This is a genomic window from Brevibacterium sp. HMSC08F02 (genome assembly GCF_001807555.1).
Lineage (GTDB): Bacteria > Actinomycetota > Actinomycetes > Actinomycetales > Brevibacteriaceae > Brevibacterium > Brevibacterium ravenspurgense.
This window is the reverse complement of the sequence record NZ_KV789354.1, coordinates 154,309-167,891: the sequence shown is the minus strand read 5'-3', so window position 1 is coordinate 167,891 and position 13,583 is coordinate 154,309. Positions and strand designations below refer to the sequence as shown.

The 13,583-nt window shown below is 63.0% G+C and carries 12 protein-coding genes; 8 read left to right on the top strand and 4 right to left on the bottom strand.

From position 1 onward, the window contains the following. Positions 1–90: 90 nt before the first annotated feature. Positions 91–2,349: a maltokinase N-terminal cap-like domain-containing protein gene (locus tag HMPREF3172_RS05485; RefSeq protein WP_070516047.1), complete on the bottom strand. Its 2,259-nt coding sequence runs from the start codon at positions 2,347–2,349 to the stop codon at positions 91–93. A gap of 144 nt (positions 2,350–2,493) precedes the next feature. Between HMPREF3172_RS05485 and ilvA the strand changes: the two genes are divergently transcribed. The 5 genes from ilvA (at position 2,494) to HMPREF3172_RS05460 (ending at position 7,060) form a co-directional block, all read left to right on the top strand. Then, on the top strand, positions 2,494–3,753 hold the full coding sequence (gene ilvA, locus HMPREF3172_RS05480; protein WP_167346407.1) for a threonine ammonia-lyase IlvA: 1,260 nt from the start codon (positions 2,494–2,496) through the stop codon (positions 3,751–3,753). A gap of 174 nt (positions 3,754–3,927) precedes the next feature. Beyond that, positions 3,928–5,076: an NAD(P)H-quinone oxidoreductase gene (locus tag HMPREF3172_RS05475; RefSeq protein ID WP_256173224.1), complete on the top strand. Its 1,149-nt coding sequence runs from the start codon at positions 3,928–3,930 to the stop codon at positions 5,074–5,076. Beyond that, positions 5,069–5,599, top strand: a complete 531-nt coding sequence (locus HMPREF3172_RS05470; protein ID WP_070516046.1) for a proteasome activator — start codon at positions 5,069–5,071, stop codon at positions 5,597–5,599. The genes HMPREF3172_RS05475 and HMPREF3172_RS05470 overlap by 8 nt, the downstream gene beginning before the upstream one ends. A 10-nt stretch (positions 5,600–5,609) precedes the next feature. Next, complete coding sequence (locus HMPREF3172_RS05465) at positions 5,610–6,182, top strand: hypothetical protein (RefSeq protein ID WP_083281433.1); 573 nt, start codon at positions 5,610–5,612, stop codon at positions 6,180–6,182. After that, a complete protein-coding gene (locus tag HMPREF3172_RS05460; protein WP_083281432.1) occupies positions 6,179–7,060 on the top strand; it encodes an HAD family hydrolase in 882 nt (293 codons plus the stop codon). Before HMPREF3172_RS05465 ends, HMPREF3172_RS05460 begins: the two co-directional genes overlap by 4 nt. On the opposite strand, the gene HMPREF3172_RS05455 is transcribed toward HMPREF3172_RS05460, so the two are convergent. Both HMPREF3172_RS05455 and serS read right to left on the bottom strand, forming a co-directional pair. Next, a complete protein-coding gene (locus HMPREF3172_RS05455; RefSeq protein WP_070516044.1) occupies positions 7,043–7,876 on the bottom strand; it encodes an HAD family hydrolase in 834 nt (277 codons plus the stop codon). The genes HMPREF3172_RS05460 and HMPREF3172_RS05455 overlap by 18 nt on opposite strands. A 37-nt stretch (positions 7,877–7,913) precedes the next feature. Next, complete coding sequence (gene serS / locus HMPREF3172_RS05450) at positions 7,914–9,200, bottom strand: serine--tRNA ligase (RefSeq protein ID WP_070516042.1); 1,287 nt, start codon at positions 9,198–9,200, stop codon at positions 7,914–7,916. Between the two features lie 99 nt (positions 9,201–9,299). Between serS and HMPREF3172_RS05445 the strand changes: the two genes are divergently transcribed. Beyond that, on the top strand, positions 9,300–10,427 hold the full coding sequence (locus HMPREF3172_RS05445; RefSeq protein WP_070516041.1) for a diacylglycerol/lipid kinase family protein: 1,128 nt from the start codon (positions 9,300–9,302) through the stop codon (positions 10,425–10,427). Positions 10,428–10,468: 41 nt separating this feature from the next. Here HMPREF3172_RS05445 and HMPREF3172_RS05440 read toward each other — a convergent pair whose 3' ends face one another. Then, positions 10,469–11,053, bottom strand: coding sequence for a MarR family winged helix-turn-helix transcriptional regulator (locus HMPREF3172_RS05440; RefSeq protein ID WP_083281431.1), 585 nt, complete (start codon positions 11,051–11,053; stop codon positions 10,469–10,471). Between the two features lie 177 nt (positions 11,054–11,230). On the opposite strand from HMPREF3172_RS05440, the gene HMPREF3172_RS05435 reads away from it, so the two are divergent. Both HMPREF3172_RS05435 and HMPREF3172_RS05430 read left to right on the top strand, forming a co-directional pair. Then, positions 11,231–12,022, top strand: coding sequence for a maleylpyruvate isomerase family mycothiol-dependent enzyme (locus tag HMPREF3172_RS05435; protein ID WP_070516037.1), 792 nt, complete (start codon positions 11,231–11,233; stop codon positions 12,020–12,022). A 253-nt stretch (positions 12,023–12,275) separates the two neighbouring features. Then, positions 12,276–13,472, top strand: a complete 1,197-nt coding sequence (locus HMPREF3172_RS05430) for a hypothetical protein (RefSeq protein WP_070516036.1) — start codon at positions 12,276–12,278, stop codon at positions 13,470–13,472. Positions 13,473–13,583: the final 111 nt, after the last annotated feature.

Here is a 13,583-nt window from a genome sequence, read left to right as displayed (position 1 = left end):
CGCTGGCCCCGAGTCTATCGAAGCGCCTCTGAGCCTTTCCGCCCAAGCACGGCCTTTAGGTCACACCCGCGTGAGGACCGCGCGGCACCGTCAGTTGTTGCGCGCTGATTTCGGCTGTGCGGGCGGCTGTTCCTCTTCTTCGGTTTCGTCGCCGTAGTCGCCGTCTTCTTCGTGGAGCGTGTAGTCGCCGATGACGAGCCCGCCCAGGCCTCCGCCCGCGGGTGCGGGCTGGGGTTCGGCTTCTGCAGAATCTGACGAGGTGCCGCTCGGCTTATCCGTCTTCTGTTCCGAGGGGCTGTCGGCCAGTACATCGGCCTGCGCATCCGATTTGCTGTCAGGCTCGCTGGGCTCGGGCTGAGCCTGCGGCTCAGCCTTGTCGGCAGCTTTTTCCTCAGCCTTCTCCTGGGCTTTTGTGGCCTTCTTGGACTTCTTGGGCTTCTTCTTCGGTTCGTCCGGCTGTGGGATCTGCAGTTCGGCCCGCTGTGCAAAGTCTTCAGCGCTGACCTTGTCACCGGGAACTGCCCAGGCCGATGCCTGTGCAGCGTCGCCCTCAGATCCGACGTCCGCAACATCCGCGCGGCCAGCGACATCTGCGGCAGGCTGCGTCTTCTTCACGGGAGCGGCAGTGCCGTCTAGACCGAAAGCCCTTCCGCCTTCGTGCTTCTTGGCAGCCTTCTTGTCGATCTTCTTGCCAACCGGGGCCTGTGCTTCTTCCGAAGCCTGTTTTTCTTCCGGAGCCTCAGCGCGCGGGGTCTTTGTGACCTTCGTCGGTTCAATCGGACCGCTGCGGTGTGCTGCCGTACCGCGCGGAGTGGCCTTCGGCGGACGTCCGCGCAGCGCCAGAGTCAGTGCGGCAAGCGGCACTGTGAGCCACGCCGGACGGTTGCGCAGTTCTGTGACCACTTCGACCAGCAGTCGGTCGATGAGCACTGCGCGCAGAATCGGGTCGTCCAGGGTGACAGCGCCTTCCACAGCGCGGGAGTACCCGGTCAGAAGCGAGTTCTGCGCCCGGTTCGACCATTCGAACTCCGGCGAGTCCGTGACTTCGCGCAGCTGGTCGGGAGACAGACCTGAGGTGAGCGGCGCCTCGTCAGCTTCAAGAGCTCCCGTGCGCTTGAGCCGCGCGTAGCCAGCGGCGTAGTCCAGGGAGCGCAGCAGCGCGACCAGATCGAAGGCCGGGGGCTTCGGTTCGGCGGTCTGTCCGTCGCCGCCCTCTGCGAAGTTGCGCACCCGGGGGCCAGCGGTGGGAGCCATGATGACATTGCCCAGGGTGAGGTCACCGTGGATGCGCTGCAGACCACCCACGGAATCGAGGCCGGCCAGCCATTCGCGGTGCCGTTTGAGGTCGCCGCGCAGCGGTTCGAGCGTCAGCGGTGAACGTTCAAACGCCCAGTCAATGCGCTCCTGCCACTTCTTGATCCACGCGCTTGTGGCATCAGCGGATTCCACAATGCCGAAGATGCCGGCGAGGTCGCCGTGCAGTTCGCCGATGCGCGAACCGATCGCCCCTGCGGTGTCGACGAAGCTGGCGGTCGAACCAGAATCGACTTCGAGTGCCGACCGGACGGCCTGCGCCCACGCGGTGTCAGCTTCGGCTTCACCGCCGGTCAGCATGAGGGTGGGAAGTTCGCACGTCTCCAGGCCGTAGCCGTCAAACCAGCGACCGGACATCCAGCCGGCAACGTGCGGAACAGCGGCAGAATCGGCCTTTGTGAGCGCCACCGGCATGTGCAGCGCGGCGGCAGTGGCCGCGTTGAGCACGCGGAAGACCGTGAGCACTGAACGGCTCAGGCCGCGGTCAATGACGACGTTCGTGACGTTAGCGCGGTCCGAAACCGTGACCTGGGCTGAGCTGAGAGCATCGGCCACAGCGACCGATGAGCTCAGATCGTCGACATCGACAGCCTGGGGGCTCACGCGGTGTGCGTTGACCTGGTTGCCGGGGAAGCTGCGTCCGGCAGCAATCGCCCCGACCATCGTGAGGACATAGGCGGGGTCCGCCGCGGCGTCGTACACCCAGACCCGGCCCAGCGTCAGATCGTCAATGCGGCCGATGAGGTGCGAGCGCAGGCTGAGCTCTTCTTCGGTTCTGTACGTCAGAGGGATGTTGAGGCGGAACACCTGCTCCGCACCACCCGGTGTGGTGCTGCCGACGGCGATGACCGATTCATAGCCGTACACCTGACCGCCGCTGGGCAGGTCCAGGTGGAACACCTCGACCGAAGACATCGGGGTGACATCCGGGGAGGATGCGAGCACGCGGCCGAGAACCCCCTGCTGCCTCGGAAACCACGACTGCCGGGGCAGCCATTCCGAAAGCAGGTGCTCAAGCTCGCTGCTGATCGCCACTGTATGTTCTCCTCACCAGGATGGACTGACCCTCCCACTGTATCGGCCAACCCCCATATTTCAGTGATATGACGCGGGAAGTTGCCGTCCCGTCAGCGAAAGGTCGAGAATGAAAACGTGTTAATAGACGGCAAGAAACCCCAGGTGCCCCCAACAGCTGCTGAAATCCGTGAGGCCGCCTCGCGAATTCAGCCGAAAGTGGTTTCGACGCCCCTGCACATTTCCGAGCGGCTGTCGGCCGCGACGGGAGCCACCGTCTACCTCAAGCGCGAAGACCTGCAGGCTGTCCGCTCCTACAAGGTGCGCGGCGCGTTCAACTTCATGCTTCAGCTGACCCCAGAAGAACGGGCCCGCGGTGTTGTCGCCGCATCGGCTGGCAACCACGCGCAGGGCTTCGCCCAGGCGTGCAACGATCTGGGCATTGACGGGCGGATCATCGTTCCGCGCACCACCCCGCAGCAGAAGATCCAGCGCATCCGCCATTTCGGCGGCGAGCGCGTGACCGTCCAAATTGAAGGTTCCACCTACGACGACTCTTCGGCACTGGCCAAGCGCTACGCCGAACGGACCGGCGCTCTCATGGTGTCGGCGTTCGACCACCCGCGCACAATTGCCGGGCAGGGCACGATCGGTGTTGAGATCCGCGATCAGCTGGGCTACGACCCCGATTACATCGTCGTGCCGATCGGCGGCGGCGGAGTTCTGGCAGGCATTGCCGAATACGCACGCGAAGCCATGCCCAACACCAAGGTCATCGGCATGGAGCCGGCGGGCGCTGCTTCCATGATCGCTGCGTGTTCCGCCGGAAAGCCGGTCGAACTTCCCGAAATCGACTCCTTTGCTGACGGTGCCGCGGTGCGCCGCGCCGGTGATGTCACGTACCAGATGATCTCCGGCATGGACCTTGAGCTGCACCCGGTTCCGGAGGGCCGGATCGCGAAGGAAATGCTCGATTTGTACCAGGTGGACGGCATCATCGCCGAGCCCGCCGGTGCCATCGCCTCGGCCTCTGTCGGTCCGGAAGGGTCTTTCGCCCCGCTCGAAGTTCCCGCGGGTTCGTCTGTCGTGTGTGTTCTCACCGGCGGCAACAACGATATTTCCCGCTACTCGGAAATCCTTGAGCGCTCGCTCGTGTGGGAGGGGCTCAAGCACTACTTCATTGTGAACTTCCCGCAGGAGCCGGGGGCTCTTCGCCGGTTCCTCGACGAGGTGCTGGGCCCGGATGACGATGTCGCCCTGTTTGAGTACATGAAGCGCTCCGGGCGCGAAACCGGTCCCGCTTTTGTCGGCATCACGCTGGGCAATGCGGCTGATCTGCCCGGTCTGCTGCAGCGGATGGACGAATCGCCTCTCGAAATCGAAAAGGTCGGCGAGGACTCGCCTCTGTTCCACATGTTCGTCTGAGTTCGGCGAAGCCCCGGTCTGGTCTGCGGCCGGGCCGGGGCTTGCTGTGTCTCCGGTTTGCTGGCCGCCCCACGCGGACGAGGTGCCGGGCACTGTTCCGCCGAGGTGCCGAACTCGGCACCTCCGGGGTGCCGGACTCAAGCTTGTGTCAGTGCCGACAGATAGGCTTGCCGCATGGCTGAAGTGACGACGATGCGCGCGGTGACAATCCCAGAGCCCGGTGGGCGCGACGCCCTGCGGGTAGAGGCCGTCGACGTTCCGGAATGTCCGCCCGGGCACGCTCTTGTGCGAGTGGCCGCGGCCGGGGTCAATCGGGCCGACATCGTGCAGCGCGAAGGAAACTACCGTCCTCCCGCGGGTGCCACGCAGATCCCCGGCCTGGAAGTCGCCGGCACCGTTGTCTCCGTCAACCAGGCAGAAAGTGCTGAGCCCGCGGCTGCCGGTGCCGCGGCAGATGGCGCTGCACACAGCGCGGCGGGAGTGCAGGCAGGCGATCGCGTGGCGGCTCTGCTCACCGACGGAGGCTACGCCGAATACGTGCCCGTTCCCATCGGCCAGCTGATGCCCATCCCCACCGTCACTGACCCGCACAGCGGTGCCGATCGTCCCATGACGTTCGCTGAAGCAGCAGCGCTGCCGGAAGTCATGGCCACCGTGTACTCCAACCTGTTCACCACAGCGCGCCTGCAGCCTGGCGAATGGGTGCTTATCCACGGCGGTGGTTCCGGTATTGGCACCGCGGCCATCCAAATGGCCAAAGCCCACGGAGCAAAAACAGCCGTCACGGTCGGCAGCCAGCGCAAAGCCGAGTTCTGCCGCGAACTGGGCGCAGATGCCGTCATCAACTACCGCGAAGAAGACTTCGTTGACCGCATCAAGCAGATTACGGGGGATGCCCAGCAGCCCGACTCCCCCAATTTCTTCGGACTCCCGCGGGATGCGGACCGCAGGCCTGGCGCTGACGTCATCCTCGACATCATGGGTGCGGCCTACCTCGAAAAGAACACGGAAGCACTCACGCGCGACGGCCGGCTGGTGGTCATCAGCCTGCAGGGCGGAGCGAAGGCCGAACTCAACTTAGGCCGGCTCATGGTGCGCAGGCAGACGGTCATCGCCACGACCCTGCGCGCCCGTTCGGAAGAACAGAAAGCGGCCGTCGTTGCGGGCCTTCTGCAGGACTTCTGGCCGCACGTGGCAAGCGGCCGCATCGCCCCGGTGGTGTACCGGGAACTTCCCATTGACGACGTCGCCGAAGCCCACCGTCTGTTGGAAGACGGCGAAGCCATCGGCAAGGTAATCCTCAAGGTAGGTGCACATGACTGACGCGAACAGCACAGCTGAAACCCCCGTCGAATCCGAAGAAGAACAGCAGCCGACTGCTGATGCAGATACGGATTCCATCACTGAAAGCGGCGGAGAAAACAGCGCGGAAGGTGATGAGGAAAGCCCGGATGTCACCGACCCGTCCCGGGTTCTGCGCATCGGCAACACGCTGAACCGGCTGTTGGAAGACCTGCGCGGCACTGACGATCTCGATGCCGCCGGCCGCAAGAGGCTCAGCCGCATCCACAAGGGCGTACGCGAAGACTTCGCAGAGGTTCTCAGCGACGAACTGCTCGAAGAATACGATCGCGGGGCTGCCGCTCTGCCGGTTACACCGTCGCGCGGCGAACTGCTCATCGCCATTTCGCACGCTTCGGGGTGGATTGACGGTCTGGTGCAGAGCATCCAAACCGCCATCATGGCCCGCCAGGCCATGAGCGGCGAGGGGCAGCAGCCCGCACCCGCGGCTCAGGCTGTCAGGAAGCCCGGACACACACCGGCGGGGCCGGGCAACTACCTGTAATAGGACAGCAGTGGGACTGTTTTCTTGGCTGCGGTCACGCCCGTCAGACGGTGGCGACCAGCGAGACGATTCACTGGATGCCCGCCTGGGAACAGGCCTGTGGCGTCAGCACCGCGACCGTTTCGGCCGCGCGGTCGACAGGCTGTACGCAACCGCCGTGCAGGCCCAGAAGGAATCCCCCGGCGTCCCGGCGGTCACGGCGGTGGTCGAACTGACCCACCGACTGTCTGAACTCGACCAGCGTGCCGCCCACATTGCCGAATACGCCCACAGCAGGTGGCCGCTGGAAGGGCTTGTTCTTCCAGCCGACGTCCGCCAGCAGGTGGGTGACCTTCCCGAACTGCTCAGCCGCGCAGCAGGGAAAGTATCCGAAGCAGCGCAGGCGGCGGCTCATGTACGCGTCGCTGCGCTGCAGGCGACGAACGCCGGCCGGGGTGAAGCACGACCACTGGAGCCCGCAGCCGGACCAGCGGATGCCGCTGCCGCATCGGCTGCTCGGTTCGTCGATGACGCCGAAGCTCTGATCGCCGAAGCCCAGACACGCACAGGGGTACGGGGCACCGCGGGAAGGGAAACACCATGAGCATGCACCTGCCAGACGAACGCGCTTTGGCCGGTATCCGTCTGATCGCCACGGATGTCGACGGCACTCTGCTGGAAACCGGTACGCCCATCACCGCCCGCGTCCTTGAGGCCATCGATGCGGTTCGCGAAACAGGCGCACACGTTGTTCCCGTCACCGGCAGACCCCTGCGCTGGATGGACCCGGTAGCGGCGCAGCTGCCGCAGCTTCAGTGGGCCATCTGCGCCAACGGATCTGCTGTACTCGACATGCAGAGTGGACAGCTGGCGGCTGCCTACGGCATTGATCCCGGCCAGTTGGTTGATTTCCGCGAACGCCTGCACTCTGTTCTTCCGCAGGCAGTGCTGGCCTATGAAACTCCGGACGGGTCATTCACGTCGCCGGGCTTCGTCCATGATTCAGCAACCGAACTGTCCGAATCAGCTGCTGTGCGGGCTCGCCTAGAGGCTCCCGAAATCGCCTATGGCGAAGAAAGCACGCTCGGCACGGTGCTCAAAGTTCTTGTGCGGATTCCCGGATCCTATGATTCCGAGGCTCTTCTGAACGCCGTCAGCCCGCTGACCAGCGGGATTTTCCACCCCACGCATTCCAACCCGTCATCGGGTCTGATTGAACTGGCCGCCCCGGGCATCACAAAAGCGCACACTCTCGAAGTCTTTGCCGCTGACCGTGGAATCAGCTCCCCTGAAGTCGCGGCGTTCGGTGATATGCCCAATGACATTGAAATGCTCACGTGGGCCGGCGCGGGCTTTGCAATAGCCGACGGCCACCAGCAGGCACTGCAGGCCGCAGCATTCCGCGCCCCGTCGCTGGCTGACGGCGGCATCGCCCCTGTTCTCGAGGCGATTGCCCGCGCCCGCTCAGCGGAACTCGGCTGAGATTTCGTCCTTCGTCAGGTCGAAGAAGTTCACCAGCTGTTCGGCCAGACCGTCTTCTTCAACGGGGGCGGCGATGATGTCGGCGTAGGCGCCCAGCTTCTCTTTCGACTGGCCCATGACAATCGCGGTGTCGACCCACTGAAGCATTTCGACGTCGTTTGAACCATCGCCGGCACCGATCGTGTGCTTCTGTTCGACACCGAGGTTCACTCCCACGCGCTGAATGGCGCTGGCCTTGGAAACCCCGTCGGGCTGAATGTCCAACCAGTTCGACCAGCCGACCGAATAGGTGACCCCGTGCAGGCCGATGTTCTGGACCGACTTTTCGAATTCGGCGTTGTCGATCGTCATTTCACGCATGACGATTCGCGTGGCGGTTTTTGTTTTGAGGTCCTCGAAGCTTGTCACTCGCAGGTCGTTGCCCACTGCAAGGTCGCCGTCGGGGAACTGTCCGGAGGACCAGCGCACCAAGTCAGTGTCTTCGACCATGTAGAGGGCTTCGGGAAGCACCGAGGACATCCGCTCAAGCGCCGGGCCGGGGTCGAAGCATTCGACGTGGTAGACGTCCCACCCTCGGTCGGATTCAGCATCGAGTTCCACAATGACCGCCCCGTTTGAGGCCACCACGTAGCCGTGGGTGAGGCCCAGCCGGTTGGCGACATCGAGCGCCCCGTCGACGGTGCGGCCGGTGGCGATGACCACGTGGTGACCGCGCCTGGCCACCGCACGGATGACCGCTCGGGTGTAATCCGACAGTCGGTTCTCGTAGTCGACTACTGTTCCATCGAGGTCAAGGGCGACGATGTACTCGGTCACGATCTCTCCTGTGAGTCATCCGGCTGTGGTCGTTGTGTCAGTGCCGCGGTCCTTCCGGCCCCCACGCCTTGATGCCGCCCAGGTAGGGCTGCAGTGCGGCGGGAACGTTGACCGACCCGTCTGCCTGCTGGTGGTTTTCCAGAATCGCCACGATCCAGCGGGTGTTTGCCACGGTTCCGTTGAGGGTGGCGACCGCTTCGGTCTTGCCGTGTTCACCGCGCGTGCGGATATTGAGGCGGCGGGACTGGAATGTGGTGCAGTTCGAGGTGGAGGTCAGTTCGCGGTAGGTGCTCTGGGTGGGCACCCAGGCTTCCGTGTCGTATTTGCGCGCGGCGGAGTCGCCGAGGTCACCTGCGGCAATGTCGATCACGCGGTAGGGCAGTTCGCAGTACCCGAGCATCTTCTCCTGCAGGTCGAGCATGCGCTGGTGTTCGGCTTCGGCGTCTTCCACGTGGGTGAAGGCGAACATTTCGACCTTCTGGAACTGGTGGACGCGGATGATTCCGCGGGTGTCCTTGCCGTAGGATCCGGCTTCGCGGCGGTAGCAGCTGGAAATGCCGCCCAGGCGGATGGGACCGTCGGACAGGTCGATGATTTCGTCTTTGTAGTAGCCGGCCAGGGCTACTTCCGAGGTGCCGACCAGGTAGAGGTCGTCACGTTCCAGGAAGTAGATTTCGTCAGCGTGCTCGCCCATGAATCCGGTGCCGGACATGATTTCGGGCTTGACGAGCGTTGGCGTGACAACCGGAGTGAAGCCGGCCTCGATGGCGGTGTCCATCGCGAGGTTGAGCAGCGCCATTTCAAGGCGTGCACCGAAGCCGGTCAGGTAGTGGAAGCGCGATCCGGACACCTTGGCGCCGCGGCCGGTGTCGATTGCGGACAGCCCTTCGCCGATCTCCAGGTGGTCTTTCGGTTCGAAGCCTTCTGCTGCGAAGTCGCGGGGCGTTCCTTCACGGCGGATCTCGACGGAGTCTTCTTCCCCGCCGGAGGGCACACCGTCGATGATGAGGTTCGGAACCTTCTGCACCGCGGCGGTGAAGGCCTGCTCGGCTTCCGAAGCGTCGGCTTCGAGCGACTTGACGCGTTCGGCCAGCTGTTTGGCTTCGGCTACGAGCGCCTGCTTGGCTTCGGGGTCCTTTTCCTGCGAAACCTTCTTCCCGAAGGCCTTCTGCTGGGCGCGAGCCTCTTCGAAAGCGGTCAGACTCTGCCGGCGGGCAGAATCGGCGGACAGGACGTCGTCAATCAGTTCGACGCTGCCGCCGCGGGCCCGCTGCGAGGCCTTGAATACGTCCGGGTTGTTCCTCAGCTGCACAAGATCAATCACGCCCCTAAGCTTAGCCGGCCCTGTCGAACGTGCAGGTGACGGGAGTGAGAACGTCCCGATCCGCACGAACCTCACAGCCGGGGCGGCTAGACTCGCATCATGTACTTCAGCACGCAGACCGTTCTGACCATCCTGCTGATACTCGTCGTAGCTCTTGTTGCCTACGCGATCGGTCACAGCGTCGGAGCACTGCGCACACGCCGAAGCATTGACAGTCAGAGTTCCTCGGAACTCGCCAAGGTGACGAGCGAGCGTGAGTCCAGCGGCACCTCGTCAGACAAACAGCCCAGGTTTGCCGTGGTGTACAACCCCACAAAGCCAGAGGCCCAGGAGATCATCGCCGCGGCCCAGACCGAGGCACGCAATTCGCGGTGGGCTCAGCCGCTCATCATTCCCTCGGACGAAGAGGACGGCGGGGTCGCGGCCGCCCGGAAGGCTGTCGATGAGGGGGTTGACCTCATCATCGCCGCCGGCGGGGACGGCACTGTGCGCGCTGTTGCGCACGTGATTGCCGATACCGATGTCGCGCTCGGCTTGGTGCCGATCGGCACAGGAAACCTCCTGGCCAGGAACACCGGTCTTTTCTTTGAGAACCCGGAGTGGTCCATCAAGATCGCCATGTACGGACACGACAGGCACATTGACGTCATCCGCACGCGCACCAGCCCGCAGGCCGAACCTGATACATCCGTTGTCATGACCGGCATGGGCTATGACGCAGCGGTCATGGAGACCGTTTCGCCGGAACTCAAAGAGCGGATCGGCTGGTTGGCCTATGTTGAGGCCGGCAGCCGCCAGCTGACTGGAAACCGCACCAAAGTCAAAATGAAGTTCGACGACAAACCGGTGCAGTCGTACTCCATCCGCTCGGTGCTGGGCGCCAATGCCGGTCGAGTGCAGGCGGGCCTTGAGCTGCTGCCCGGATCGCGACCGGACGACGGGCTCATCAATGTTCTGGTGACCACGCCTAAGAACATCGCACAGTGGGCGAGTGTTCTGCTGGCAGTGGTTGGCCGTCGAAAGCGGGGGCTTGCCACCGAAATCGTCACGTGCTCGTCGGTCACCATCGAAGCTGAAGAGGAACTGGCACTGCAGCTGGATGGCGACTTTGCGGGCATGAGCGACTACTTCGAGATGAGGGTAGTTCACGCAGCTTTGACGCTGCGCACGCCCACACCGAATCAGCGTCGCCAAATGCGCTCAGCCCAGTGGAACCTGCCGGGGTAGACGGAGGCTGGCCGCGCTGACCGGTTCAGGAAGTGCGTGGATCAGGGCATACGAAGAGTCAGAAGCGAAGCTGCGACCATGCTGAGGTTGTCGAGCTCTTCGTCCGAAAAGACCTTGCCGAAGATTTCTCCGATCTGGAATTCGTGCAGCTTGTACGCAGCCGCCATTTCTTCCGATCCCTCATCGGTGATCCGCACAAGCTGTGAGCGCGCGTCACCGGTCTGTGTTTCTCGCATGACGAAGCCGCGCTGCACGAGTTTGTTGACCCGGTAGGTCATGCGCGGCGGAGAAAAACCAACGGCACCGGCGAGGTCCGACATCCGCATCTGCTGATCCGGGGCGTCGTGGAGCGCAACCAGAATATAGAGGTCGACCAGATCTACTCGCGTGTTCTGCTTGAGGCTGGCGTCACAGCCCTCGACCACCCTCGACTGGAACAGGTGCCACAGTCTCCAGGCCTGCATGGTCTTGCTGCCGGAGAACATGTTGCGCCACTTGTCAACAGCGCGGATATCCCCGATACGCGATGCGATGTCATAGGGCATGGGGCCGCCCTGGCCGGCTTCCGTGTCAGCCGTATGGTCCTCCTGCACGACCATCCTCTCCGCGTCTACGCGATGTTTCATCGACCTGCCGAACTTCGCTGGTCGAACAAGCCCGAATTCTACACTGCAACCTTAAGTCAAGGTAAATTCAACTTCTTGTTCCCTTGCCATCGAGACAGGCAATAATCATTTGAAGTATCCCATACTCACGATGTCTGCACCTGCCCCGAGCAAGTGCACAACGGTATGGTCGTGAATATGGCTGACAACACCCCGAGCACAGACGACGATCTCCAGCTGAGGATGCTCGCCGAAGGGTTCTACCTGCAGGCACTGGATCAGGTGACACACACCGGAATGGGCGGCCCGTCACGACTGTCCGGATGGACCCGCAAGCATGTCGCGATGCACGTCATCGCCAATGCGGATGCATTTATGCGCTTAATCGAATGGGCACGCACTGGGAATGAAAACCCCATGTACCCGTCGCGGGCAGCACGGGATGCCGAAATCGAACAGCTTGTGGCATCAACTCCCGATGCGGATGTCAGCACAATGGCCCACGAAGCTTCCGAGGAACTCACACAAGCACTCAACACGATGAACGACGACGCCTGGTCGGCGCTCGTACGCACGGGGCAGGGCGAAGAAACCGCAGCATCGTTTATTCCGTGGGCGCGCGCCCGGGAATGCTTGGTCCACGCACTTGACCTCAACATCGGATACACGGCACTCGACTTCCCGACAGCCGCCGCCGACCGTATTTTTGCTGAGCTTCTTGGCTACTGGAAGAAGACAGAGATCCGCGCGAACTTCCTCTTCCACGTGACCGACCGGGAAGATCTCGCCGAGTGGCGCATCGACATTCCCGGAACCGAGAAGAACGAAACTGACTTCAGTCAGCCCGTTGAGGTGACGGGCGAATTCAATGAGCTGCTGCAGTACGCAATCGGCCGCGGATGGCCGGCATCAGGCAGGCAGGACGATGCGAAGGGCGGCGCCGGTGCGGCCACGCCGGAAGATCTGCCCATTCCCCCACCCTGGGTGTGACCGAGCAGCGCAGCGCAGACCGCCTTTTGCCTCATTTAAATAACAATTACTCAGATTTTCCGGGATTCCGGACATTCTGAAAATGAACTCTGCGTAAACACACCGCCCTCACCAGGGACTTTTTCGGCTTTTGAAATTACTTTCGCGTACTCCCTCAGAGTGCTTGCGGGCGCAATTCAGCGATCTTTAGGCTCATGTGGACCTTTTGATCGGCACCTGTTGCCGTGAGCACCGTATGACTCGAAGGATCGCAGTGAAGAAGAACATCCTCGCTCCAGCCGTGGCTCTGTCGCTTGGACTGACCGGCTCGCTCGGAGCAATTGCAGCACCCGCATTCGCAGACGAACCCGCGACGGACACACCGACGCCCAAGCCCCAGCAGGAAGAGCAGCCTACCGACGAAGGCGCCCAGCCTCCCGCACCCGGTGAAGGCGAAGAACCCGCACCCGGCGAGGGTGACGGTAACGGCACCGAAGACCCAAACAACTCTGGTGAGGGCGGCAAAGAAGACCCCAACAACCCCGGCGAAGATGAAGAGGGCACTAACGACATAGGCTCAGCTGAAATCAGTGCTGACAAGATCACCCTGAGCGAATTTCGCGAAAAGGGCATCGACGTCCGGTACATGGACGGCGAGCCCGGCAACACGGTCGACTTTTGGCTGCGCAGGAGCGGCAGCGAGGCCGTCATCCACTCCGAGCAAGTAGAAGTCGATAAGAGCGGCAATGCCGGAGCCACCGTCAAGCCGAAGATTGATGACGAACACGCCGAACACTTCCTCGGCGAATACGAAGTCGACGTGTTCCTGGACTTCGAGACCCATACCGTTAAAGTTGACACCCTCAAGTTCTCGGTCGTTGCCGATGAAGACGACAGCGACGACGAAGCTCCGGCTAAGGACCCGGCTCTGAACCTGTCGGACAAGAAGGTCACCGCCGCTGACTTCGTCAACAAGAAGAAGGGCGTCGTTGCGACCGTCTCCGGCCTCGAGCCCGGCACCAAGGTGAAGTTCACCGTCACCGGTGTTTCCGGCAACGCCAAGAACGTGAAGGCGTACGAAACCACCGCAACTGCCGATAAGGACGGCAACGCCGTCTTCTCCGCAGCCGGTGTCGACAAGTCCAACCCGTCGGCATACCTCGGCAAGTACAAGGTGACCGCTGAATTCGACGACCAGAAGCTCGAAGACTCCTTCGAAGTCGTCTCCGGCAAGAGCAGCGACGCGGGCGAATCCAGCGACGACCAGACCGGAAGCGATGAACAGGCCGGCAGCGGCGGCGGATCCGTCTCCGGTGGCGCCTCGGACAACGTGAGCGGATCGACCACGTCCGGTTCGTCCGGCACCCTGCCGCGCACCGGTCAGGGCCTCGGGGGCCTGGCAGCAGGTGTCGCACTGCTCACCGTCGGCGGCGCAACCGTTCTGCTCACCCGCCGCACCCGCAAGGCCTGAGCAGAACACAGTCCAGAACTGACGCTCTGAACTGACACTAGAAGGGGCGGCCCACACAGGGCCGCCCCTCCTTGTTGCTTGAAAGCCGCGCCGCTCAGGGCCTTACTGCAA